Genomic DNA, 22,813 nt, shown 5'->3' on the forward strand with positions numbered 1-22,813 from the left:
ACGAAACAGTTTGGCCGTGGACACGGCCAATTTCAATGCTCAGCGAAAGGTAAAACGCAACACTATGGCAAACCCGTTTTCAAAATTCTGGAACTACCTGATGGCACTTTTCGACAACAAGATTGAGGAGAATGCTGATCCAAAGATCCAGATTGAGCAAGCCATTTCCGAGGCTCAGCGCCAGCACCAGGCGCTTTCGCAGCAAGCAGCCGCGGTTATCGGTAACCAGCGCCAGCTGGAAATGCAGCTGAATCGTCGCCTGGAGGAAGTCGAGAAACTTCAAGCTAACGCTCGCCAGGCGCTCCAATTAGCAGATAAGTCCCGCTCCAACGGTGACGCACAGAAGGCGACCGAGTATGAGAACGCTGCTGAGGCGTTCGCGGCGCAGCTTGTTACCGCAGAGCAGGGCGTTGAAGACACGAAGGCGCTGCACGACCAGGCACTCCAGCAGGCCGCACAGGCAAAGCAAGCTGTGGAGCGCAACGCGGCACACCTGCAACAGCAGGTCGCTGAGCGCTCGAAGTTGCTGTCGCAGCTTGAGCAGGCCAAGATGCAGGAGAAGGTTTCCGAGACCATGCGCTCGATGAACTCGTTGACCGCCTCCGGCCCGAACTTGGACCAGGTTCGCGACAAGATTGAGCGCCGCTACGCGAACGCACTGGGTGCTGCAGAGCTCGCGGAGAACTCGATCCAAGGCCGCATGGCTGAGGTGGAGCAGGCTGGAATCCAGATGGCAGGCCACAGTCGGCTCGAGCAGATTCGCGCAGAGATGTCTGGCGAGTTGACCTCGGGAAAGGAACAGCAGTCGATTGAGCAGGGCAAGACCGGCGCCCCGCACGCAAGTGAGGACGCCGTCGCACGTCGGATGCGTGAGCTCCGCGGCGAAGCCTAAAGCGTGGTAAAGAAAGCTCCAGGATTTCTATAGAAACCTGGAGCTTTTGCTTTGCCCTGCGAAGGATTGAACGCGGTTAGTCGAGCGCGCCACGAGCGACAAGTGCATCGCCGATCTGTTCCGCCCTTCGGATACTTCGCACGATGAGCGGTACGCCAAACGCGAGGGGAGAAAATCCCAGTCCTCGGGCCTTGCGGGCGTCGAGAACTTCCTGCGATGTCTGCAAGATGAGCGGGATGAGACGGAGCGTGAGGGCGATAGCGAGGCTGATTTTCTCAGTTGGTATTCCGAAACGGCCGAGCGGTTTGAGGCCCTCCTCGAGCGATACAAGGAGCGCTTCAACTGTTGTGGTCAGAGTAAGAAGGTTTGCGGCGAGAATCGTTGCGAACAACGTAATCAGCGTGACGCCAGCAAGCCCGATGCCATTTTGCCAGACAAGGAATGCGCCGAGCATTGCGAGCAAGGGAAGAATTGGCACGAGCTGATTGGCAACGATTCGGATCGGAATTCTTGCCACGATGTACAGAACGAAGATCAAGCCTAGCAACGTGAGCGCGATTGGGAACGTACGCCCGAAGTTGGTCGCTATGAGGATGTACAGAATGAGCAGTACGAATTTCTTCTTTGGGCTCATACGGTGGAGCAGCGTTTTGCCTGGGACGTACACGCCCATTGGTAGCGAGTCAATCTTCACTGTTCGGCTCCATTAGCTGAGTGTAGAACTGAATCGAGTCTGTTGGTGTGCCGTCGTATGCAATGACGCCGTCGTTGACACAAACTACTCGGTCGAAGTCACTGAGTAACTCTAGATCATGGGTCACCACGATTGTTTGTTGATCAAGCGAGTTCAATTCAGCGATTATTCGCCGACGATTTCGCAGGTCAAGCAATGTCGTTGGCTCGTCTGCGATGATGGTGGTCGGATCAGTCACCAGTACTGCGGCCAGTGCGAGAAGCTGTTTCTCGCCGCCAGAGAGCGTATGAGGTGATTGTTCTGCCTTGTGCAAGAGTCTGAAGCGTTCCAGTACCTCATCGACGCGTTGCTCTTTCTCTGCCTTAGAGAGCTTGAACTTCTTCAATGAAAACGCCACGTCATCGTGGACTTGGGGCATGACGATTTGGCTTTCTGCGTCGGAGAACACGAACCCGACACGTCGGCGGACTTCAGCGCTGCGAGTTGCAAGCGGAATTCCGTCGTAGAATACCTCGCCTGTGCTCGGCTCTTCGAGCCCATTGATAAGCCGGACGAGCGTTGACTTGCCAGAACCGTTCGAGCCAATGATGCCGATCCGATGTTCCTGCAACGTGAGTGAAAATGGTTGGAGCAGTGTGTTGTCATTACGTACGACGCTCACGTCGTTGAAGCTGATCTGTGGCATGGAAAAATCCAGTTTATGCGCGACGGAGTGAGGGGAGTGCAGCGCGAACTGCGAATGCGATGAACACAATCACTAGCACCTTGGCGGTGTCAGGGATGACAAACGGTAGCTGTGCTGCCCATGCAGCACCAAAAGTCATGTTTGCGCGTGCCATCAATCCAAACACCCCAAAGAAGTACTGCAGGAACAGGCCAGCGAACCCGGCTCCAAGAAGGAGGGCGATATTCACGAAAGAGCTCTTGCTGGAAGCGCGGTAGGCGATGAGACCTGCAACAAATGCGCTTGCGATGTAGCCAACCAGATATCCGATTGTAGGGCTTCCCAGGGCATAGACGACGGTGCGTCCACCTGCGAGAACGGGAAGAGCAAGTCCGATGAGGAGGAACAATAGCACTGTGTAGGTTCCCCGTTTAGGGCCGAGCACGAGCGCCGCGAGAATACAAGCAGCGTTCTGCATGACGATTGGAACGCCGGCAGCGCCGACTGGAATAGAGACAAACCCGAGTACGATGATCACCGCCGCGAACACGGCGATGTATGCGAGGTCTTGGGCTTCAATCTTTGATTGCGGAATGCTTTTAGACATAGCGAGAATAGTACTTGAACGGTGTTCAGTTCGCTATGAAATCGTATTGATTTTTCTGCGCGTATATTTGAGGCCATGCGATTAACGGAGTTTCACCAACTCGTCCAGGATGAATTTGGGGCTGAACGGGCGTCATGGATTATTGAGACGCAACTTCTGCCTCGTCATGGGTGTACAGCCGCAGAGGTTATCGAAAATGGAGGCGATTTGCGCCAAGCCTGGGACGAACTTTGTGACGCCTTTGATGTTCCAGAGGCGCGTCGCCTTGGCGTAGATCGGCCAGGTTTCTAGCTACTCTCGCCGTTTTGTACTTTTAATTCGAACATGTATGCGTGTACACTCTGGTGATGTCTCGGCACTTGCCTATAGTCAGATCCAGATTTAGAAGTCATCGGGAACCGTAACCCTCGAAGGTGAGTCTAAACATGTGTGTGGGCGATGGCGTATGCAAAAACGCCGCCGCCGAACTCGAACAGAATGAACATTAAGGAGAACATGTAAATGGCTGCGAAAAAGAAAACCGCATCAGCCGCGAAAGATCGCCAGAATGCGCTAGATGCTGCACTCGCAATGATCGAGAAGGATTATGGCAAGGGGGCTGTGATGCGTCTCGGTGATGAGAACAGGCCTCCAATTCAGTCGATTTCATCTGGGAATACGGCTATTGACGTCGCTCTGGGTATCGGTGGCTGGCCGCGTGGCCGTATCGTTGAGATTTACGGACCTGAATCTTCCGGTAAGACAACTGTTGCGCTTCACGCCATCGCTTCCGCGCAGCGGGCCGGTGGAATCGCAGCTTTTATCGACGCCGAGCATGCTCTGGACCCGGATTATGCCCGCAAGCTGGGCGTCGATACTGATAACTTGCTCGTTTCTCAGCCAGATACAGGGGAGCAGGCACTGGAGATCGCGGACATGCTTGTCCGATCTGGCGCGATTGACATCATCGTCATTGACTCGGTTGCCGCACTGACGCCTAAGGCTGAAATTGAAGGTGAGATGGGTGACTCTCACGTTGGCCTCCAGGCTCGGTTGATGTCGCAGGCACTGCGGAAGATGACAGGTGCGCTGTACAACTCCGGCACTACAGCGATTTTTATTAACCAGCTGCGTGAGAAGATCGGCGTCATGTTCGGTTCACCCGAGACAACTACGGGCGGTAAAGCGCTGAAGTTCTACTCCTCGGTTCGTTGTGATGTCCGACGTATCCAGACGTTGAAGGACGGACAGGATTCCATCGGAAACCGAACCCGCCTCAAAGTAGTGAAGAACAAGGTTTCGCCACCATTCAAGATCGCAGAGTTTGACATTATGTACGGAGAGGGCATCTCTCGGGAATCGTCCATTATTGACATGGGCGTAGAGAACGGCTTCGTGAAGAAGTCAGGTTCCTGGTTTACCTACGAAGGCGATCAACTTGGACAGGGCAAGGAAAAGGCGCGCAACTTCCTAAAGGAGAATCCGGACCTTGCGGACGAGATCGAGCAAAAGATTTTCCGTGCATTGGGGGTTGGCGAATTTGCCGATGATGATGCGCTGACTGATGACCCAGTAGACATGGTGCCAAACATTGACTTCGACGACGAGGAAGAGCCAGCGAAGGCGAAGTAATACGTGGCAACACCAGATCCGGAAAAGATTCAACGCCTGCAGGACGCACTTGCCGAATGGGAAGCTACCGGTGGGAATGGAGAACTCTTCAACTACGAACGTGAAGAAGCCCTCGCTCCAGTACGGCGGCGTGCATTAAGGTTGCTGGATCAGCGACCGCGATCAGAGCATGAACTCAGGGAGCGTCTTGTCAAGGCTGAGTTCCCAGCGCCTCTCGTTGATGAGGTACTGGCGTCTCTTCGCGCGTCCTCGCTTCTCGACGATCGTCGCTTTGCCCATGAATGGGTCCGACAGCGGGCGAAACGTCGAGGAAAGTCGAGAAGCTTTCTGGACCGCGAGCTCAGGGAAAAAGGAGTCTCAGAAACAGATCGGCGCGCCGCGCTCGCGCAAATCAGTGACGAGGACCAACACGCAATTGCTGAAGCCCTCGCGGAAAAGAAGGCGCGAGAAGTGAAAACACCACCAGCGGGGCACGCGGAGTACACCCGCGCGCTGCGCAGGGTTGTCGGAGTGCTGGCGCGTCGAGGCTTTCCACAAGGTATGTGCATGTCTATCGCAAGAACTGCACTAGATACAAGGGTTGAATCACTTCGAGAGACTTCCTAGGGAGCAATTTGCGGCGTTTGGGCGGGGTAGTTGGCAGTGGCTAGAATGTTCAGCCGTGCCTGCGTAGGCCCGCGTAATCAACCAGGAAAGGCGAACCAGATGGCTGCATCAAGGACATACGAAGTACGAACCTTCGGATGCCAAATGAACGTTCATGATTCGGAGCGGTTGTCGGGTCTGCTGGAAGATTCGGGGTACGTGGCAGTTGAAGATGGGCAGGCCCCAGACCTCATCGTTTTCAACACCTGTGCCGTGCGTGAAAACGCAGACAAGCGCTTGTACGGAACGCTTGGACATTTGAAAAAGGTTAAGGAATCGCAGCCTGATTTGCAGATTGCGGTTGGTGGCTGTCTGGCGCAGAAAGACAAAGACCATGTTATCCAGAGAGCGCCGTGGGTAGATGCTGTCTTCGGGACCCACAATATGGGCTCACTGCCGGTACTGCTGGAACGTGCACGAGTACAAGGCGAGGCGCAAGTTGAAATTGCAGAAGCGCTCGAAGTATTTCCTTCTGTTCTCCCCGCGAAACGCGAAAGCAGCTATGCAGGCTGGGTTTCGGTGTCTGTCGGGTGCAATAACACGTGTACATTCTGTATCGTTCCGAGCCTGCGTGGCAAAGAAGTTGATCGCCGTCCGGGCGATATCCTCGCCGAGGTACAGGCGCTCGTGGATCAGGGCGTCTTAGAAGTCACTTTGCTTGGCCAAAACGTCAATGCTTACGGTGTGCATTTCGTTGACGAGGAAATGGAGCGAGATCGGTCCGCGTTTTCAAAACTGCTACGAGCGTGTGGCGAGATCGATGGCCTCGAGCGTGTTCGCTTCACCTCCCCGCACCCCGCAGAGTTTACATCTGACGTCATCGACGCAATGGCAGAAACCCCGAACGTTTGCCCGCAGCTACATATGCCGTTGCAGTCGGGGTCTGACAAAGTACTCAAGGACATGCGCCGTTCGTACCGATCCAAGAAGTTTTTAGGCATTTTGGATGAGGTCCGTGAGAAGCTTCCTGAGGCTTCGATCACCACCGATATCATTGTCGGATTCCCAGGCGAGACGGAAGAAGACTTCCAGGCAACGCTTGATGTAGTTGAGAAGGCACGATTCACGTCCGCCTATACATTCCAGTACTCACCGCGCCCTGGGACCCCGGCGGCTGAAATGGAAAACCAGGTTCCGAAAGCTGTGGTGCAGGAGCGGTTCGAACGACTGCTTGAACTCCAGGAACGAATCAGCCTGGAAGAGAATGAAAAGCTCATTGGATCTGTGCAAGAACTCCTTGTTCAGCAGGACGAAGGTCGAAAGCACGAGACGACTCACAGAATGTCAGGACGCGCTCGCGACGGCAGGCTCGTGCACTTTGCTGTCGATGAGGCCAATCGATCTGCCATCCGTCCGGGTGACATTGTTACCGCTCGTATCACCGAAGCAAAGTCATATTTTCTGATCGCGGATTCTGGTGTGCTTTCGCACCGACGCACACTCGCGGGTGATCACGCTGAGGCGGGCGAGGTACCAACGACTGCACCTGTTGGGGTGGGACTTGGAATTCCTACGGTTGCACGTCCAGACATCGTTCCAGTAACTAACGTAAGCAACACTGGCTGCTGCACGACTCCTGAAGCGTAAACCACGCGACTAGTGGAAGGGAGACTTCAATGAAAATGGAATTAGGATCCGCGCGCTGGGTACTCGGTATTGCAAGTATTGGGTGGCTTGTTGCGCTGTTTTTGCCCTTCGTTGGTGACATTCCCGGATGGCAGGTGCTCGCGGTGGGCGAAGGCGCCCGCAGTGCAGATACCAAGATCACGGAGTACGTATTTGTATGGCTAGGCTTCCTAGGCGTAGGCGTTTGCACGTCGCTAGTGACGGTTTCGCGACGTTTCGGCATGGCCACAGTCGCTTGGATGATTTCAACAGTTGCCCTGGTTAGCTCGTTGCTGGCAGTGTGGCTGCGGAAGTCGAGTACCGGTGTTGCAGGAATGTTTCAGCACGGGCCCGGGTTTTACCTAGAAGTTGTCGCGGTACTCCTGGTCGTGTTGACGTACATTCCGCTGTTCGTGCGAAAGACGGCGGTTGCCCCGGAACTGCTCAGGAATCAGCCAAGCGAAATCGACGCGGATATCGCGGATGCGCAATTGAATGCGACGCGGACTCATCAGGAGCAAGAAACGAACCCACTGCTTGTCGATGACCGACGGGCGAACGCGGCACGACGCCACAAAAGAAGCAGCTAGCTATCGAGCTTTGGTACGCCCTTCTGCCAGGCCGTCGCTTGGCTTATCCCGGTTGGGGCATAGTGGTCGAGAATGTGGCTCGCACCCGGCTGCGGGTTGGGATAAGAAGCGTAGATCTGCTTCGTTTGTGGCCAAATCGAGAGCGCGGCTGATATCGCAGAAGCCAAGGCGCGCTTGCCTAAACCGAGTCCCCGGCTTGCCTCCCGTACGTACACCAGCCCGATTTCTGCAACAGAGTCTGCGTCATTCTCGAATTTTGCTACTTCTGCAAGCCCGACCGGTTTCCCCGAGACATCACGGGCAATGGCGGTGATCTGGGAACCGCCGCGGTCCTTGAGACGCGCAGCAGCGTCCTGAAGACGGGACGCTGACCACTGGACAGGCTCGAGCGATAATGAGCCACGAGGGTATTTCGCTGCGGACTCCTGGAGAGTAGCTAAGAAGGAGGGCAGATCAGCAGGGTCGAATGCCATGTCTTCAATCACGTCGCACCTATCATTCTGGTCAGGTGCCACGATAGCGTCCGCGTTGATAATTGCCTGTCGCTCACAGTGCGCCGGCGTGTAGCCGCCGTCGCGAAGGAATGGGTGCTCCGGTGCCCCCAATGGCTCCGTGATCCAAATCTGACGGATGGGACGGTGCAACTCTGCAGAAAGCGCGTCAATCAGCGCGAGCGCACTTCGCCACACGTGCGCCGGCTGCTCCTCCCCGGGAAGAGGAGCGATGGAGGCGTCGATAGTGACGTTCGCTTCCAACACATCGACGTCCTCAAGTAGAGGAAGCGATATGAGTACCCAGCCTTCGACGTCGTACAGATCATCCTCAGTCAGCACTGGGTAACCGAACGCGCCAAGGGACCGTGGCGCTGGTTTGCTACACAGCGCGAAGAGAAGCGCTAACGATTCTTCGGATCCCTCCAGGCGTTTCGCGAGATGGGCTGCACTCACTCCGGAGTGCGCTTCTCCCGTAATGTCCTGGATAGCAAGCGTGACTGAGAATGCGTAGGAGGAGACTGCGGCGTGTGACGGGTCGGCACTCCCTACGATCAAGGGATATAGCACTACTGCTCGTCGACGGCCTTCGCTGCGACGTTGGCAAACTCCTGCCACTGCTCAGCCTGTTCACGGAGCTTCGCCGCCTTGGAGGAATTCCCGGCTGCCTCAGCTTCCTGAGCCTGCTGCAGGAAGTGATCAGCTTTCTCCTGGAACTGATTCACCCGCGCTTGTGCCTCAGGGTCTGCTTTGCGCCATCGTGATTCCTCTGCATCCGCTACGCGCTGTTCCAGCCGAGCAATCTTGTCTTCGTACGTACGGACCTTGTTGCGAGGCACAAATCCAATTTCGTCCCACTTCTCCTGGAGCTCACGCAGCTTGGCACGTGCCGCACCTAGACCCTTCTCTGGAGTGATGAGCGCATCGTACTCATCTATAAGTGCGTCCTTAGCTGCAGCATTTGCTTCAAATTCGCGGTCGCGCTCCGCGTTTACGGCGTTGCGGGCGGCGAAGAAGTGATCCTGAGCAGCGCGGAACTGTGCCCACAGCTCATCGTCGACGCCACGTGGGGCGCGTCCGGCTGCTTTCCACTCATCCATCAGAGAGCGGTAGGCACGGGCGGTGGCGTTCCAATCCGTTGAGTCCTGGATTGCCTGCGCGCGGGCGATGATATCCTCCTTGATACGACGAGCCGTTGCGCGATTCCTATCGAGCTCAGCGAAGTGAGCCCCACGACGGCGATTGAAGGCATCGCGTGCACGCGAGTAGCGCTTCCAGAGCGCGTCGTCGGTTGTGCGATCGATACCGCGGATCGTCTTCCATTCTTCGAGGATCGCTCGAATCCTGTCCCCGGCAGCTTTCCAGTCCGTAGACTTCTCGGCGATCTCCTCAGCCTCGGCCGCTAGACTTTCCTTTTTGGCAATTGCGTTAGCCCGTCGGGTCTGCTTGAGTTCCTTTGCTTCGTGTTCCGCAACCTCTGTTTTGCGCAGTAATTCTTCTAGGCGTGCCTCGAGCGCTGCGAAGTCGCCAATTGCGGCGACGTCTTTCAGCGAGTCTTTCAGCTCAGTCACGCTGCGATGCAGAGTGTGTGCGTCCTCTGGGTGTGCAGTGAGTCGCGCCTCCAGGACTTCAGTTTCGACGATGAGGTCGTCGAAACGCTGCCCGTAGTGGCGAAGTCCTTCCTCGGGAGACCCGGCCTGCCAAGATGCGATCTGACGCTCAACGCCGTCACGGGTGACAAAAACATTGCCGGCATCATCGACGCGCCCGAACTTCGACGGATCAGTGTTCGCTGATGACGACTGAGCATGCGCGAGTGGAACAACCCGCTGTGAAGGAACAGACTGTGCCGCACCTGGACGAGGTCCGGGCTTCGGCGTTTGCTTCGGCATGGCAGCCGGGTTCGGACGTCCAGCTGGTGGCTGTGGCTTTGGAGTCGAGGAAGTCATGAAACAGTCCTTTCACAAATAGCTGTGCCGCGCGTCACGGCGCCGAGATACATAATCGACGGCATTCTCGTGTTCATAACTCTAGCGTGTTGCAGACGAACATGCGTCATGTGTCATGGTTTCAACTCCGAGAAAACCCCACTATGGTGGGCGAGGTGAATGAAGCCCGTGCCTGCCTACTTGTCATGCCTGGTTCGCCAGCTCTCGTGCGAGAACTCGCACCTGCTGACGAACCGTCGCAGCGTTTGCTGAACTCAATTAGAGAGACAGCCGGAAAACTGACGAAAACTATTGACATTGTGTGCAGCCACGACAGAAGATGGGCAACGCACCTTGCTGGCTCGTTTGCTGCCTGGGGAGCACCACACGTCGAAGTAGGAGGTGGGCACGTATTAGGCGAACTTGTCGCCAGATACTGTCTTCACGGGGCTACGGTGCGTGAGAGTCGCGAGCACCTGTTGCCGTTAGATCCTTCAGTGCTCACAGTGTTGGTAGTCGATGGACCTGCAGGGCTGACAACTCGCGCCCCGCTAGCGTTAATCCCTGCGGCTGCTGATACGAACGACAAACTCCAGGCTTTGTTGTCAGGAAAGCAAAGCTCCCTGATCCGTGAGCAGGAAATGCGAGACGCAGGAGTACTGGAACCAGATATTTGGCTTGAGCTACAAACACTGCAGCCAACGAAGGCCACACTCGTAGACGTAGACGACACGTTGGGCGTTGGTCGGTATGTTGCTTACTGGGAGGTAGAGCAGTGAACAAGGAGATCGGACACCAACCAGTAGCAATCGTCGGCCCGACGGCTTCAGGTAAGTCCTCGCTGAGTCTCGCGCTTGCGCACGAACTCGATGGTGAGATTGTCAACGTTGACTCGATGCAGCTTTACCGCGGGATGGATATCGGCACTGCCAAATTACCTCTCGCGGAGCGACAAGGAATACCGCACCACCTGCTTGATATCTGGGAAGTTACGAAGACCGCCAGTGTTGCAGAATATCAGCAACGAGCGGTGGAGACCGTTGAGGAGATCTCCAATCGAGGAAAGCTGCCGATTCTCGTTGGTGGGTCCATGCTGTACATGCAGTCACTTGTCGACGCTTGGCAGTTCCCGCCAACCGACCCCGAAGTCCGCGGGCGCTACGAGTCTCTGTTGAAGGAAATCGGAATAGATCGCCTTCATGCGCAGCTAGCTGCAGTTGACCCTGTGGCGGCGTCGATAATTGAAGACCGTGACCCCCGGCGCACAGTGCGTGCACTCGAAGTCATTGAGCTTACTGGTAAGCCTTTTCAGGCATCTCAACCCCCCAAAAACGCCCCTACACGCTGGGGTACGCGCATGATTGGGCTGGAGACAACCCCAGAGTGGCTCAACCCGCGGATTGCGCAGCGTACTGATGCGATGTTCGAGCAGGGGCTCATCGATGAGATTCATCGGTTGGTGGGCCAGGGATTAGTGAAGGATTCGACTGCTGGCAGAGCTATCGGATACGCCCAAGGACTTGGAGTTATCGACGGCCACCTCACCATCGACGAAGCTTGCGAGGACACCAAACTGCGAACGCGGCGCTATGTGCGGCGTCAGAAATCCTGGTTTAGGCGCGACAAACGAATCACTTGGATTGACGCGGCGAACTATGACGTTGCGGAACTAGTAGCACACCTTGGTTGATTACGACGGACCAATTTCTCGAGCAGCGTTACGGGCAGCCACCCAGGCGTCCTCAAGCTCGAGGGCGCGCTCGTCCGCAATTCGAATGAGTTTTTCAAGGTGGACGCGTTCCAGGTCCGGTGACTGCAGGTAGGTGTCAACGCGCGCGAGAAAGCGCTGTGCCGCACTGTACTTGAGATGAAATTCGCTGATTTCGGGTACAGAAAGATCGCTGTTCGCAAGCGCGGGAAAATGAAGCGTGCGGTCGGCCAACGCCTGCGTCGAGCTACCATGTTGCAAGTTATCAAACGCTTCAACGATGTCGCGGATGTCATCGCACGCAATCAGAAGCGATGAGCGAAGCGACTCTACTTCCGGGTTAGGGATAAAACGCCTGCGGGTCAAAAGCGCCGTGACACCAAGCAGCCCGGCGATGATGGCGCCAGGAGTCTTGAGGAGCAGCACAAGCAGCACCATGACGGCGAAGATCAGGGCGCCCCACAGTGCTATGGAAAGATCACGACGTGCTGGATCCATGAGTAGTGCCTAGTTCCTAGCAGCCGCCACCGCAACCGCAGGAGCCACCACAACCACCACATCCGCCACCTGTAGGCACCGGGATGGTACCGACCATGACGGCGTTGCCTGCGATGACTTGGTCGCGTTGGGGGAGATCGCCATCAGGTAAGCAAACGTCGAATGGAAACGCCCCGTCGACTGAAACATGAATGAAGCGGTCACCCGTCAACTCCGACGTGCGGTATTCAGCATCCAGCACGCGTGCGGAAAAAGTGGCTTTTGCATCGGGGGAGGAGGCTGCCCCAGTTGCAATCGCTTCGGCTCCTGCAGACGTGACTGTGCCAACCGTGCTACCAGGGTGCTCCTCAAGATAAGCAGAGGTGGATTCGTACGTGCTCACATCGAGTGCAAGGGCGGTCACGCTGAGTTCTTGCCACTGGATTGTGGGCTCATCGACGATCAATGGCTCCTGCGCCAGGTTGAGCGTCAGAGATCCGATTGGATTCCCATGTGGATCCACAACCTCAGCAAGCGCAACCACATCGGTTGCCGGGGTGATGTGCGCGTTTGTGCGTGTGATGCCTTCAAAGCCGGCAAAGGTGGCGAATGGCTCAACTGCCAAGATATTCAGCTGTGCACCAGAGCGGTCCTGGTATTGGACCATTTGGCCGCCGCGTACCTCACCGATAACGCCCAGGCGACCGGATGCGATTGCAGCTTCTACCGCGTCTTGCCACTTAGGAAAGTTCAGGCCGATCGCGGCCAGATCCTTGTTTTCAGTCAGAGGTTGTTGGTTCATAAGTGTGAAGCCTAGTCGAATGCGCTCTGAGGTGAAGAAATGTGGTGGAAGAAAAATGGGTGGGCTACCGTTGAGCAAGGAAGAAAGCGAAAAAAGTTACGTATACACACTATTTTTGAAAGCTTGCATGAATTCGAAATCAACCACTCCTGATTCGCATGAGGCGTTGCTGGATGAAGCGTTTCGCCATAACGCACAGACGCGCACCGAAACCGCGGGAACAGACCTATCGACGCCAACACAGGGCGCACTCGACCTAGAGGAACGAAACTCGTTTCGTCGCGTAAACACCACGACAGAGCTGCACAATGAAGTCCGGGAAGACATTTACGAAGTCGAGTACCGTAAACTGCGGCTCGAGCGCGTCATCCTTGTTGGAGCATGGACTGAAGGTTCCACCGCCGAAATGGAAGCAAACATGCGGGAATTGGCAGCACTGACCGAAACCGCAGGCGCTGAAGTTATTGACATGCTCTATCAAAAACGAGATAAGCCGGATCCAGGGACATACATTGGTTCCGGAAAGGTGAAAGAGCTGCGCGAGATTGTCGACGCCAGTGGAGTGGACACCGTCGTATTCGACGGTGAGCTATCCCCTGGTCAAATGGTGGCGCTAGAGGAAGCCCTCAACTCTAAAGTGATCGACCGAACGATGCTCATTCTGGATATCTTTGCTCAACACGCAAAGAGCAAGGAGGGCAAAGCACAAGTTAGCCTCGCGCAGATGGAGTATCTCTACACCCGTACCCGTGGTTGGGGCGGCAACCTTTCGCGCCAGGCCGGTGGTCGTGCGGGTTCGAATGGCGGCGTTGGTTTGCGCGGTCCCGGTGAAACCAGAATTGAGGCAGACCGGCGAAGGTTGCGCTCAGAGATGGCAAAGCTGCGTCATCAATTAGCAGACATGGAGACTGTTCGTCAGATTAAGCGCGCGAAGAGGCAGAGCTCGACGACACCCAAGATTGCGATTGCCGGATACACGAACGCAGGGAAGTCCTCACTCATTAACGCAATGACGGACGCCGGCGTGCTTGTGGAAGACGCATTGTTTGCAACGCTTGACCCCTCCACGAGACGCGCAACGCTGGCCGATGGGCGAAACGTCGTTTTGACGGACACAGTTGGTTTCGTTCGGCACCTGCCGACCCAGTTGGTCGAGGCGTTTAAGTCGACGCTGGAGGAAGTGAGCAATGCAGACCTTTTGCTACACGTCGTTGATGGAGCAGACGAGTTCCCACTCAAGCAGATTGCTGCCGTGAGCGAGGTGCTGGCAGAGATCACGCGAGATAAAGATTCCGAATTGCCTCCGGAGATTGTGGTCGTCAACAAGATTGACTCCGCTGACCCTGTGGTTTTGGCAGAGTTACGCCACGTGTTTGACGCGACCGGTCGGGAAGCGGTGTTTGTCTCAGCGCTCACGGGTGAGGGTATTGCTGAACTCGAGGGAAACATCGAGATGTTCCTGAACACGCTCGATGAGCATGTAGTCATGCTGATCCCGTACACCCGAGGAGATGTTGTCTCACTCGTCCATGAACACGGGACGATTCGCTCCGAAGAATATGAAACCGACGGCACCAGGATCGATGTCCGCTTGCCACGAGTTCTGGCGCGTCAGTATGACGAGTTTGTCCAGCAGGTCTACTAGAGACTGCTGGAGTGGTGAGTTAACGCCAGTAGGCGTCGATCTCCTTGTAGAACTCCACATCGCCGAGGCCGGATGCTGCGGCTTCGTCGAGTAATATGCACACATCGTTGTGCATTTGCAGCGATGAGGCAGGGCAGAAAGAGCTCAAGGGCCCTTCGATCATTGCTTGGACAGCCTCGGCCTTCGCTGCACCGGTAGCGATGAGGAGGATCTTCTTCGCTTCCAGGATGGTGCCGATGCCCTGCGTCATTGCCTGGCGAGGCACCTCATCTTCTGACTCGAAGAAGCGTGCGTTGTCAGCAATGGTCCGCGGGCGTAGATCAATCAGTCGGGTCCGGGAACTCAGCGAGCTGGTCGGCTCGTTGAAAGCGATGTGGCCGTTCGCGCCGATGCCGAGCAGCTGAATGTCGACACCACCGGCGTCTTTCATCATGGACTCATACGTCGCAGCCTCCTGCTCCGGATCGGCCGCTGAGCTGCTAAGCGAGTGCACGGCCGCGTCATCGATATCGATTGATGCCGTCAGCTCGCGTCGGATTGTGGACCAGTATGACTGCTCGTGGTGTTGATCGATTCCGTAGTACTCGTCGAGCAAGAATGCGTCACAGTCGGCGAAGCTGAGGCCTTCCTCGCGGTGCTTTCGGATCAGTGCCTGATATGTCGGGCTCGGTGTCGAGCCAGTAGCAAGACCAAGCGTTGCGCCTTGCTTGACGAATGGTTCAATCATGTTTGCAGCGAAATCGCCGATTTCGTCTGCCGTGCGGCGAATGAAAATCTCCATGCGTATTACGCTACTTTGCCCAATTCGCTTTCGGCAATTATATAGCGACATAATATGAGCCTGTGAGTAAAACTATTGGATGGACCTTGCATGGCGACGGGCGCCGCGTTCTGCCCGGCGCGGTGGTCGCCCCTGATGAACGCCTTTCTTGGCCTCGAACAATTGGCATCGGCATGCAGCATGTCGTAGCAATGTTCGGAGCTACACTTCTCGTTCCCACGTTGACGGGATTCCCTGTAAACACAACGCTGCTGTTTTCAGGACTGGGAACCATCATCTTTTTGCTGATTACCCGTAATAAACTGCCCAGCTACCTCGGCTCATCATTCGCTTTCATCGCGCCGCTGTCTGCGTCGTCCCAGTACGGAATCGGCTCTCAGCTGGGCGGGGTACTCATCACGGGTCTGACGTTGATTGCAGTTGGCTTTATTGTTCAACTTGCAGGCAAGAAAGTTATCGACGCCGTCATGCCTCCCACGGTCACTGGTGCCATCGTCGCGCTGATCGGTTTCAATCTTGCGCCGACTGCAGTTTCTAATGTGCAAACTCAGCCCGGGGTCGCGTTTGTCACGCTCGGCACGATTGCTCTGCTGACTGTCGCTGCGAGGGGAATGCTGTCTCGTCTGAGCATTCTGATCGGCGTCATCGTCGGCTGGGTGTTTGCGGCGCTTACTGGCGGGTTATCGGATGACGCACTGGACACGATTGGCGCTAGTCCTTGGATCGGCTTGCCGCAGTTCCATACGCCAGAGTTTCACCTCTCAGCGATTTTGGTGACGCTTCCTGTCATCGTCGTGCTGATCGCGGAGAATATTGGTCATGTCAAGGCAGTTTCTGAGATGACGCAACGCGACCTGGACCCATACCAAGGCAGGGCGTTGATCGGTGACGGTATCGCGACGACATTGGCTGGTGGCTTTGGCGGCTCTGGTACGACGACTTATGCGGAGAACATTGGCGTGATGGCTGCTACCAAGGTTTACTCGACGGCTGCGTATTGGGTCGCATCGTGTTTCGCGATCGTTTTGGCGTTCATCCCGAAGTTCGGCGCAGTCATCTTCACAATCCCGGCCGGTGTGCTGGGCGGAGCGTGCCTGGTTCTTTACGGCCTGATTGGAATGCTTGGTGTACGTATTTGGCAGGATAACAAGGTAGATTTCACGAACCCGGTGAACCTAACAGTTGCGGCTGTGGCACTCATTGTTGGTATCGGCAACCTGTCGTTCACTGTCGGTCAGGTGACGCTTGAGGGCATTGCCCTGGGGTCGGTCGGCATCATCGTGTTCTATCCTCTGTTGAAGTGGATTTACAACACAGTGGGTGAGGGGCAGTTCAACGCTGCATCTCGAAAATAGCTCGAACAAGCAAAAGCCCGAGCGCTCAGATGTATCGCCCGGGCTTTTGTTGTGGGATTTACTCTTCGTCGAGGTTCTTTTCGATCAATGCGGCAATCTTTTCAACTGCCTCACTGTTGTCAGAGGTAACGGTGACCTCATCACCGAACTCGGCGCCCATTGCCATGATCATCAACGAGGAAGCAGCATCCGTCTCTTCCTCGTCCTCGTCACCGACAAGGGTCAGGATGACCTCGTCATCGTATTCACCGGCGGCGTCAGAAATAATGGTTGCTGGACGTGCGTGCAGTCCAACGGTGGATCCGACTTTAACTGTCTTTGAAGCCATGTGCTTCATCCTTTCTGCTTTGAAAGTATCTATCGAGTTTCTGTATTCAGTTTAGGGGCCTGTGTCCTTAGTTCGCCACCGCTGCAGGTTCTGCTTGGGCAGCGACCTTCTGGATCTCCTCGTTTGGCCAGAACTGCTTAGCGACGATGACCGCTACAGTTGCGACCGCCACGCCTGCAATGAGCGCGACGAACAGTCCCCACCAAGGCTCGTAGGCAAAGAGCACGAAGAGACCACCGTGTGGAGCCTGCACACCAACATTGAGTGCCATGCTGACCGCGCCAGCAGTGGCGCCACCGAGCATCATCGAAGGGATAACGCGGAACGGGTCAGCTGCAGCAAACGGGATTGCGCCCTCGCTGACAAACGACAGTCCGAGGAGCCATGCGGATTTGCCGTTCTCTTGCTCCGCCGGGGTAAACAATCCTTTGCGGAGGAACGTCGCGATTGACAGTGCGATCGGGGGAACCATGCCAGCAATCATTACAGCCGCCATAATTTGGAAGCTTGCCTCCGTTCCCGCAGACAGACCAGCGGTTCCGAAGAGGTACGCCGCCTTGTTGACTGGGCCACCTAGGTCAAAGCACATCATGAGCCCGATGATGACGCCGAGCAGGACCGCAGAGGATCCGCTCATCGACTCAAGCCAGCCCTGCAGTCCCAGCATGAGAGACTCAAGCGGACGCCCCAACAGTAAGAACATGATGAGGCCGATAGCAAGGGAAGTCAGCAGCGGGATGATGACCACTGGCATCAGGGACCCGAGCCAGCGCGGAACCTTCCATGTCTGAATCCAGTATGCGATCAAACCAGCCAGCAGACCTGTGACAAGGCCGCCGATAAAACCTGCGCCAACCATGACGGAGATAGCACCGCCGATAAATCCTGGCGCGATACCTGGACGTCCTGCAAGGCCATACCCGATATAGCCGGAGAGCGCCGCAACAACGAAGCCCATGCCCATCTGGCCTGTCGCGAACATGACAGCACCGAGATACAGAAGCCAGCCGGAACGGCGGAACGTCATCATTTCACCGTCGACATCGATTGTATGCCCAGGCAGGTGGGTCGGGGAGAAGTTCGTGACGAGGGACTGCCAGCCATTCGCCATGTCGTATCCGCCAAAGAGGAAACCAAGCGCGAGGAGCAGGCCGCCTGCTGCAACGAAAGGCACCATGTACGACACACCGGTCATTACAGCTTGCTGGATCTTCTTTGGCCAGCTTTCACCAGAGGAAGCGGAGTCTTCTCGCTGCTCCGATCCCGCCGTGGTGACTCTTGGTGCATTCGGATCGTTTGCAGCGGCAATGGCCTCGTCGATCATCTTGTTTGGCTCGTTGATGCCACGCTTTACTGGACTATCAACGACCGGCTTGCCTGCAAAACGTGCTTTGTTACGCACAGCAACATCATGGGCGAAGATCACGGCGTCAGCACTGTTGATGTAGGCCTGATCCAGAGGATCGCCGCCGGAAGAACCTTGCGGCTCCACCTGAAACTCGACATCATCGCGAGCCTGCGCAGCTTGTGTCAGAGCGTCGGCTGCCATGTATGTGTGGGCAATGCCGGTCGCGCACGATGTAACAGCTGCAATCCTAAACTTTTTCACGCCATCGGTCTTGCCCGTCGCAGCGGGAGTAGGTGCTGCGGCAGTTTTCTTCTTAGGAGCAGCGTTGACGACGTCCAGCACCGCGTTGACGACCGTTTGCTCATCCTTTGCTTCGCGGAGCTGAGTTACGAAGTCGCCGCGTACCAAGGCACGTGCGAGCTTGGAAAGGATCTTCAAATGCGCCTTACCGCCGCCTTCAGGAGCAGCGATCAAAAATACAAGCTCTGCGTCTCCATCTGGCCCCGAGAAGTCAACGGGCCGCTGTAACCTGGCAAAAACCAACGTTGGGGTTTCGACTGCTTCGGTGCGGCAGTGGGGGATTGCAACACGGCCATTCACACCGGTGCCAGCTTTCTGCTCACGGGCGTAAGCTGCGTCGGCTAGCTTCAAGCTGTCGCTTGCTCGGCCTGCGTCCTGGGCTTGCTGCGCGAGGTGTTCGATGACCTCTCTTGGCGTCGACCCGTAGTCCACATCGAGACTAACGAGTTGTGGAGTGATGATGTTGTCACTCATGGTGGACTCCTGTTCTCTTAAATTATGAATCGATTTCTACGACTTGGGTTTGTTCCAAGTTGATGTCGTCAGGGCTTGGAATCCCGGTACCTGGTAGGCCTGCTGCAGCAGAGCCATAGGCGACCGCGGTTTGAAGGCACTGGTCCAACGGCAGGCCTTGAGTGCGAGCCATAACATATCCAGCAAGTGAGCTGTCGCCTGCTCCAACGGTAGATTTCACAACAGTCGGTGGTGGCGTTGCTGCCCAGGCAGAGTCTGCAGTGACCAGGCAAGCACCTGCGCCACCAAGGGTGACGAGAACTTCCTTAGCCCCTCGCTGAATCAAGCGCTTCGCTGCCTCAACAACCTCGGAGTAGTCTCCGGCTGAAGCGCTAGTCTCTAGTACATGCCCATCGGCTCCCACCAATTGCGCTAATTCAAAAGCGTTGGGTTTCAGGATATCGGGGGCTGCAGATTCAAGCTGATCTCCCAGCTTTACCAGGGGTTCGTCTGATGTGTCGACGGCCACCAGTACGTCTTCGGCGAGCCTCAATCGGATTTCTCGGGTCAACGTTGCGTAGAGATCCGCCGGGGCTCCACTGGGCAGCGACCCTGCCATGACGACGGCCTTACATTCGCTGCTATGCGAATCAAGCGCGTCGAGGAACCCCTGCTGGACATCAATGGTGTATTGAGGGCCAGGCTCATTGATTTTGGTAGTCGTACCGTCGGATTCAGTAATCGCAGTATTGGTACGGATAGTGCCCTCAACCGGGATGAAAACAAAAGGAAAACCGAGTCGGTTGGCAGCGAACTTGAAAGGGTCGCTTTCCCCGCAGGGAACTACAGCGAGTGCCACTCTTCCAGCCTTCGCTACGGCGTGGGCCACGTTGACGCCTTTTCCGCCAGCTTCTCGCGTAGCGGTAATGGCACGGGCGACTTCGCCGCGACGCAACGTTGCTACAGAAAGCGTTGCATCTGTACTTGGATTCGGAGTGAACGTCAGAATCATGTGGCGCATCCTTAGAGTAATTGGTGCTCTGTGGGGTAGCGCCTACCGAAAGTCTGTTGTGCAGCTGCAGTATCGAAAAGCGCTACTAAAGCCATAATGCCCGATTGTGTCCGTTAATGCAATAGAACGGGCACAATCGGGCATTTGATTCCTTTTGTTTCACTCTTCGGCAAGGACGACCTTGATTCCACGCTCCCGCAATTCGCTGACAAAGCTCTCTGGTGCGTCTGTGTCGGTAACAACGACGTCAATTGCGTCTAGCGGCGCAAAGCTAACTAGATAATCATTGCCGAGCTTCGTGGAGTCGCAGAGCACAACTACCTTGCGTGCATTGGTGACCATTGAAGATTTGACCGCAGCCTCTTGGGCGTCGGCGGTAGAGAGGCCGTGGTCAATAGTCAAGGCATTCGTGCCAATAAAAGCAACATCTGCACGCATAAGCGCGAGAGTGCGTAATGCCGTATCGCCTACAACAGCTTGGGTGATTGCACGGACTGTCCCCCCGAGGAGCTGAACGTCTGTAAGCCCGCAGGATGATAGGTCTAGCGCGATCGGGAGGGAGTTCGTAACTATAGACCAATGCTGTGTTTTTCCTGCTGCAGCAATAAGATCGGCCAGTCCATTGATGGTGGTGCCGGCGTCGAGAAAGATGCCAGCGCCAGGATCCTCTGGGAGAAACTGTGTCGCAGCGCGCGCGATCGCCGATTTGGCGGTCGGTGCCGACCGGAACCGGGCATCAAGAGAAAACTCTGTGGTGAGAAATGATTGGCTAGCGACGGCTCCGCCGTGAACGCGGTGGACAATTCCTTCATTATGGAGAATTGCCAAGTCCCGCCTGATGGTCTCGGCTGTTACATCAAACCGTTCGGCCAGCTCCGTAACATTCACGCGTCCTTCGACTGCGGTAAGTGACGCGATCTGCCTTCTTCTCTCTTCGGCGTACATACAACTCCTCCGTGGGGCAACCACGAATCAGCAGGGTTCAAAAATTAGGTTGCCCCTATTGTTGCAAAACCGTGCGCCCGAATGCTTTTACATGTGTTTGATAGCCCCCGGTTGGGGGCGAAATGGCGAAAAATGGCTACAGGGTCCGGAAAACAGAGACCACTTTGCCCATGATCTCGGCGTCGTTGCCTTGTATCGGAGAAAAGGCATCGTTATGAGGAATGAGCCATACTCCGGAAGAGTCCTTATGAAACTCCTTTACAGTAGCTTCCCCGTCAATTAGCGCTGCTACGAACTCGCCCTCTTCGGCAACATGTTGCGAGCGGATGACTACCCAGTCACCATTGAGAATGCCTGCATCGCGCATTGATTCTCCAACCACCTGAAGCATGAAGAGGTCGCCGCTATCGAGTAGTTCTTCCGGCAGGGGGTAGTAGTGTTCAATGTTTTCCTCTGCCAGGATCGGAGTTCCAGCGGCGATTTGGCCGAGGACAGGGATCATCCGTGCTGGAGAAGTTCCATCAATGTCCGCATCGTTTTTCGGTGTAACCGAACCTCCCATAGATTCTGGCAGGTGGCGGAGGTCTACGGCTCGTGGCTTGTTTGGGTCACGGCGAAGGAACCCTTTCTTTTCGAGCTCCTTCAGCTGGTAGGCGACAGAAGAAGTTGATTGGAGTCCTGCGGCGTCGCCGATCTCTCGAATGCTTGGTGGATAGCCACGTAATACGACGGCGTCGCGAATGACTTGAAGGATTCGCTTTTGTCTGTCTGAAAGTACGCTCATATCGAACTTTTCACTGGTTGTGTTCTTGCGTGCCATGGGTCCTCACATTGAGTCTTGATAGTGTCTTCTGTACAGAATATATCAAAGAGGGCAAATATGTTCGATAGTTGGGGGGTTGTGGGGATGTGATGTGGGATGGTATAAATCGAACATAGAAGTTAAATCGAACAAATACGCTAAAAATGATTCGCGTGAGATGAGAAACCATCGAATTCGCGAAATGAGGTAAGGGGCATTTTATGAGCATCATTGACCAGGCGAAAATGATTTCTACTCGTGCTGATATGGCGGGAGCTCCACTTGCACCACGGTCTTCAATGCCAGCTGAAGTGTGGGATTTTGTACCCATGCGGGGTGATCGAGGGGGTAAGCCGTCACGCCACGAGCAGGTTATCAACCAGAACTTTCGTTGCCACTGGGCGGCTGCAGATGCTCCCGAGCCAACCGTTTATTCTTCCGCCGAGCCTCAAGAGCAGCGAGCAAACGTTCTAATGGGAGCCCTTCTTGGGGTAACTATGTTCGTCGCTGTACTTATCTCGGGCGATTTCGGTAATAGCGAGTGGGACTCGGTGTCGCGGGACGATTCGAACGTTGCTCATAGCTATGAAGTCGCTTCTGCAGCGCAACGTTAACCCGCTAATGTAGGGGGGTGATAACTGTTCTCCGAGATAGTGGGGTGTAGATGTACTGTCCGTTTTGTCATCACGAACAATCGCGAGTTACAGATTCTCGTGTTGTAGACGGGGGCTCTGCTATCCGGCGGCGGCGAGAGTGCACCTCGTGCGGGGGCCGATTCACAACGATCGAGAAGGCCGTGCTGACCGTTGTGAAGCGCAATGGAGTAACTGAACCGTTCGACAAGGAAAAGTTGATCGTTGGTGTTCGGCGTGCTTGTCAAGGCAGGAACGTTAGCGACGACGCATTGAAGCGGCTAGCGCAGCAAGTAGAGGAGACGGTTCGGGCCCAAGGAAGTTCTCAAGTTGCGGCAAATGACATTGGACTGGCGGTATTGGAACCGCTTCGCACACTGGACGAGGTTGCGTACCTGAGATTTGCCTCGGTGTACAAGTCTTTTGAAAGCGCCGAAGATTTTCAGTCGGAAATCCGCTTGATGAAACGACGCGAGCGAGAGGGACTGGAATAAAGTC

At 55.6% G+C, this 22,813-nt stretch carries 25 protein-coding genes; 12 read left to right on the forward strand and 13 right to left on the reverse strand.

The window, feature by feature from the left end; genetic code table 11:
• Positions 1-64 precede the first annotated feature (64 nt).
• Positions 65-892, forward strand: a complete 828-nt coding sequence (locus BJP06_RS01105) for a PspA/IM30 family protein (protein ID WP_071572544.1) — start codon at positions 65-67, stop codon at positions 890-892.
• 76 nt (positions 893-968) lie between these two features.
• Here the strand turns inward: BJP06_RS01105 and BJP06_RS01110 are convergent, their stop codons facing one another.
• The 3 genes from BJP06_RS01110 to BJP06_RS01120 are packed head-to-tail and all read right to left on the reverse strand — an operon-like array spanning position 969 to position 2,857.
• Positions 969-1,586 (reverse strand): energy-coupling factor transporter transmembrane protein EcfT, encoded by a 618-nt coding sequence (locus tag BJP06_RS01110; protein WP_369822157.1) that lies wholly within the window; start codon positions 1,584-1,586, stop codon positions 969-971.
• A complete protein-coding gene (locus BJP06_RS01115) occupies positions 1,576-2,271 on the reverse strand; it encodes an energy-coupling factor ABC transporter ATP-binding protein (RefSeq protein WP_071572545.1) in 696 nt (231 codons plus the stop codon). The genes BJP06_RS01110 and BJP06_RS01115 overlap by 11 nt, the downstream gene beginning before the upstream one ends.
• Positions 2,272-2,284: 13 nt before the next feature.
• Entirely contained in the window at positions 2,285-2,857 is a 573-nt protein-coding gene (locus tag BJP06_RS01120; RefSeq protein ID WP_070362325.1) for a biotin transporter BioY, read from the reverse strand.
• Between the two features lie 75 nt (positions 2,858-2,932).
• Here BJP06_RS01120 and BJP06_RS01125 point away from each other — a divergent pair, with 75 nt between their 5' ends.
• From BJP06_RS01125 to BJP06_RS01145, 5 genes are all read left to right on the forward strand, one after another.
• Positions 2,933-3,148, forward strand: a complete 216-nt coding sequence (locus BJP06_RS01125; protein WP_071572546.1) for a DUF3046 domain-containing protein — start codon at positions 2,933-2,935, stop codon at positions 3,146-3,148.
• A 210-nt stretch (positions 3,149-3,358) separates the two neighbouring features.
• Positions 3,359-4,468 (forward strand): recombinase RecA, encoded by a 1,110-nt coding sequence (gene recA / locus BJP06_RS01130; RefSeq protein WP_071572547.1) that lies wholly within the window; start codon positions 3,359-3,361, stop codon positions 4,466-4,468.
• Between the two features lie 3 nt (positions 4,469-4,471).
• A complete protein-coding gene (gene recX / locus BJP06_RS01135) occupies positions 4,472-5,074 on the forward strand; it encodes a recombination regulator RecX (protein ID WP_071572548.1) in 603 nt (200 codons plus the stop codon).
• A gap of 45 nt (positions 5,075-5,119) precedes the next feature.
• The gene (gene miaB, locus BJP06_RS01140) at positions 5,120-6,700 is read left to right on the forward strand and encodes a tRNA (N6-isopentenyl adenosine(37)-C2)-methylthiotransferase MiaB (protein ID WP_071572549.1); all 1,581 of its coding nucleotides are present in this window, start codon (positions 5,120-5,122) and stop codon (positions 6,698-6,700) included.
• Between the two features lie 29 nt (positions 6,701-6,729).
• A complete protein-coding gene (locus BJP06_RS01145; RefSeq protein ID WP_071572550.1) occupies positions 6,730-7,308 on the forward strand; it encodes a hypothetical protein in 579 nt (192 codons plus the stop codon).
• Here BJP06_RS01145 and BJP06_RS01150 read toward each other — a convergent pair.
• Entirely contained in the window at positions 7,305-8,357 is a 1,053-nt protein-coding gene (locus BJP06_RS01150) for a GNAT family N-acetyltransferase (RefSeq protein WP_255365763.1), read from the reverse strand. The genes BJP06_RS01145 and BJP06_RS01150 overlap by 4 nt on opposite strands.
• A gap of 11 nt (positions 8,358-8,368) precedes the next feature.
• Entirely contained in the window at positions 8,369-9,748 is a 1,380-nt protein-coding gene (locus BJP06_RS01155) for a DUF349 domain-containing protein (RefSeq protein ID WP_369822077.1), read from the reverse strand.
• Positions 9,749-10,182: 434 nt separating this feature from the next.
• On the opposite strand from BJP06_RS01155, the gene BJP06_RS12400 reads away from it, so the two are divergent.
• Positions 10,183-10,506, forward strand: coding sequence for a hypothetical protein (locus BJP06_RS12400; protein ID WP_320072698.1), 324 nt, complete (start codon positions 10,183-10,185; stop codon positions 10,504-10,506).
• Positions 10,503-11,417 (forward strand): tRNA (adenosine(37)-N6)-dimethylallyltransferase MiaA, encoded by a 915-nt coding sequence (gene miaA, locus BJP06_RS01165; protein ID WP_255365764.1) that lies wholly within the window; start codon positions 10,503-10,505, stop codon positions 11,415-11,417. The genes BJP06_RS12400 and miaA overlap by 4 nt, the downstream gene beginning before the upstream one ends.
• Here the strand turns inward: miaA and BJP06_RS01170 are convergent, their stop codons facing one another.
• Together BJP06_RS01170 and BJP06_RS01175 are read right to left on the reverse strand one after the other, a co-directional pair.
• Complete coding sequence (locus BJP06_RS01170; protein ID WP_071572552.1) at positions 11,418-11,933, reverse strand: hypothetical protein; 516 nt, start codon at positions 11,931-11,933, stop codon at positions 11,418-11,420.
• A gap of 16 nt (positions 11,934-11,949) precedes the next feature.
• The gene (locus BJP06_RS01175; RefSeq protein ID WP_071572553.1) at positions 11,950-12,714 is read right to left on the reverse strand and encodes a hypothetical protein; all 765 of its coding nucleotides are present in this window, start codon (positions 12,712-12,714) and stop codon (positions 11,950-11,952) included.
• Between the two features lie 127 nt (positions 12,715-12,841).
• On the opposite strand from BJP06_RS01175, the gene hflX reads away from it, so the two are divergent.
• Positions 12,842-14,359 (forward strand): GTPase HflX, encoded by a 1,518-nt coding sequence (gene hflX, locus BJP06_RS01180; RefSeq protein ID WP_071572667.1) that lies wholly within the window; start codon positions 12,842-12,844, stop codon positions 14,357-14,359.
• Positions 14,360-14,378: 19 nt separating this feature from the next.
• Here hflX and nagB read toward each other — a convergent pair whose 3' ends face one another.
• Positions 14,379-15,140, reverse strand: coding sequence for a glucosamine-6-phosphate deaminase (nagB, locus tag BJP06_RS01185; protein WP_070362334.1), 762 nt, complete (start codon positions 15,138-15,140; stop codon positions 14,379-14,381).
• A gap of 62 nt (positions 15,141-15,202) precedes the next feature.
• Between nagB and BJP06_RS01190 the strand changes: the two genes are divergently transcribed.
• Complete coding sequence (locus BJP06_RS01190; RefSeq protein WP_070478931.1) at positions 15,203-16,495, forward strand: uracil-xanthine permease family protein; 1,293 nt, start codon at positions 15,203-15,205, stop codon at positions 16,493-16,495.
• A gap of 58 nt (positions 16,496-16,553) precedes the next feature.
• Here BJP06_RS01190 and BJP06_RS01195 read toward each other — a convergent pair whose 3' ends face one another.
• The 5 genes from BJP06_RS01195 to lexA form a co-directional block, all read right to left on the reverse strand.
• Positions 16,554-16,823 carry an HPr family phosphocarrier protein gene (locus BJP06_RS01195; RefSeq protein WP_070363496.1) on the reverse strand — a complete coding sequence of 90 codons (270 nt, stop codon included), beginning with the start codon at positions 16,821-16,823 and terminating at the stop codon, positions 16,554-16,556.
• A gap of 67 nt (positions 16,824-16,890) precedes the next feature.
• Positions 16,891-18,945, reverse strand: coding sequence for a fructose-specific PTS transporter subunit EIIC (locus BJP06_RS01200; RefSeq protein ID WP_071572554.1), 2,055 nt, complete (start codon positions 18,943-18,945; stop codon positions 16,891-16,893).
• Between the two features lie 22 nt (positions 18,946-18,967).
• Complete coding sequence (locus BJP06_RS01205; RefSeq protein WP_071572555.1) at positions 18,968-19,936, reverse strand: 1-phosphofructokinase family hexose kinase; 969 nt, start codon at positions 19,934-19,936, stop codon at positions 18,968-18,970.
• 159 nt (positions 19,937-20,095) lie between these two features.
• Positions 20,096-20,881: a DeoR/GlpR family DNA-binding transcription regulator gene (locus tag BJP06_RS01210; protein WP_070478936.1), complete on the reverse strand. Its 786-nt coding sequence runs from the start codon at positions 20,879-20,881 to the stop codon at positions 20,096-20,098.
• A gap of 136 nt (positions 20,882-21,017) precedes the next feature.
• A complete protein-coding gene (gene lexA / locus BJP06_RS01215; protein WP_070478937.1) occupies positions 21,018-21,701 on the reverse strand; it encodes a transcriptional repressor LexA in 684 nt (227 codons plus the stop codon).
• A gap of 203 nt (positions 21,702-21,904) precedes the next feature.
• Between lexA and BJP06_RS11780 the strand changes: the two genes are divergently transcribed.
• Together BJP06_RS11780 and nrdR are read left to right on the forward strand one after the other, a co-directional pair.
• Positions 21,905-22,297: a hypothetical protein gene (locus tag BJP06_RS11780; RefSeq protein ID WP_141742247.1), complete on the forward strand. Its 393-nt coding sequence runs from the start codon at positions 21,905-21,907 to the stop codon at positions 22,295-22,297.
• A gap of 50 nt (positions 22,298-22,347) precedes the next feature.
• Entirely contained in the window at positions 22,348-22,809 is a 462-nt protein-coding gene (gene nrdR, locus BJP06_RS01225) for a transcriptional regulator NrdR (RefSeq protein WP_070362341.1), read from the forward strand.
• Positions 22,810-22,813 lie beyond the last annotated feature (4 nt).

This window comes from Corynebacterium sp. NML120713 (genome assembly GCF_001875735.1).
Classification (GTDB): domain Bacteria; phylum Actinomycetota; class Actinomycetes; order Mycobacteriales; family Mycobacteriaceae; genus Corynebacterium; species Corynebacterium pseudogenitalium.

Bases quoted from the DNA above. Each gene is read 5' to 3' on its own strand.
- BJP06_RS01210 (WP_070478936.1), bottom strand. From the start codon at position 20,881: ATGTACGCCGAAGAGAGAAGAAGGCAGATCGCGTCACTTACCGCAGTC.
- nrdR (WP_070362341.1), top strand. From the start codon at position 22,348: ATGTACTGTCCGTTTTGTCATCACGAACAATCGCGAGTTACAGATTCT.
- BJP06_RS01195 (WP_070363496.1), bottom strand. From the start codon at position 16,823: ATGGCTTCAAAGACAGTTAAAGTCGGATCCACCGTTGGACTGCACGCA.
- BJP06_RS01155 (WP_369822077.1), bottom strand. From the start codon at position 9,748: ATGACTTCCTCGACTCCAAAGCCACAGCCACCAGCTGGACGTCCGAAC.
- lexA (WP_070478937.1), bottom strand. From the start codon at position 21,701: ATGGCACGCAAGAACACAACCAGTGAAAAGTTCGATATGAGCGTACTT.
- BJP06_RS11780 (WP_141742247.1), top strand. From the start codon at position 21,905: ATGAGCATCATTGACCAGGCGAAAATGATTTCTACTCGTGCTGATATG.
- BJP06_RS01170 (WP_071572552.1), bottom strand. From the start codon at position 11,933: ATGGATCCAGCACGTCGTGATCTTTCCATAGCACTGTGGGGCGCCCTG.
- hflX (WP_071572667.1), top strand. From the start codon at position 12,842: ATGAATTCGAAATCAACCACTCCTGATTCGCATGAGGCGTTGCTGGAT.
- miaB (WP_071572549.1), top strand. From the start codon at position 5,120: ATGTTCAGCCGTGCCTGCGTAGGCCCGCGTAATCAACCAGGAAAGGCG.
- BJP06_RS01105 (WP_071572544.1), top strand. From the start codon at position 65: ATGGCAAACCCGTTTTCAAAATTCTGGAACTACCTGATGGCACTTTTC.
- BJP06_RS01145 (WP_071572550.1), top strand. From the start codon at position 6,730: ATGAAAATGGAATTAGGATCCGCGCGCTGGGTACTCGGTATTGCAAGT.
- recA (WP_071572547.1), top strand. From the start codon at position 3,359: ATGGCTGCGAAAAAGAAAACCGCATCAGCCGCGAAAGATCGCCAGAAT.
- BJP06_RS01115 (WP_071572545.1), bottom strand. From the start codon at position 2,271: ATGCCACAGATCAGCTTCAACGACGTGAGCGTCGTACGTAATGACAAC.
- BJP06_RS01120 (WP_070362325.1), bottom strand. From the start codon at position 2,857: ATGTCTAAAAGCATTCCGCAATCAAAGATTGAAGCCCAAGACCTCGCA.
- BJP06_RS01175 (WP_071572553.1), bottom strand. From the start codon at position 12,714: ATGAACCAACAACCTCTGACTGAAAACAAGGATCTGGCCGCGATCGGC.
- BJP06_RS01200 (WP_071572554.1), bottom strand. From the start codon at position 18,945: ATGAGTGACAACATCATCACTCCACAACTCGTTAGTCTCGATGTGGAC.
- nagB (WP_070362334.1), bottom strand. From the start codon at position 15,140: ATGGAGATTTTCATTCGCCGCACGGCAGACGAAATCGGCGATTTCGCT.
- BJP06_RS01125 (WP_071572546.1), top strand. From the start codon at position 2,933: ATGCGATTAACGGAGTTTCACCAACTCGTCCAGGATGAATTTGGGGCT.
- BJP06_RS01205 (WP_071572555.1), bottom strand. From the start codon at position 19,936: ATGATTCTGACGTTCACTCCGAATCCAAGTACAGATGCAACGCTTTCT.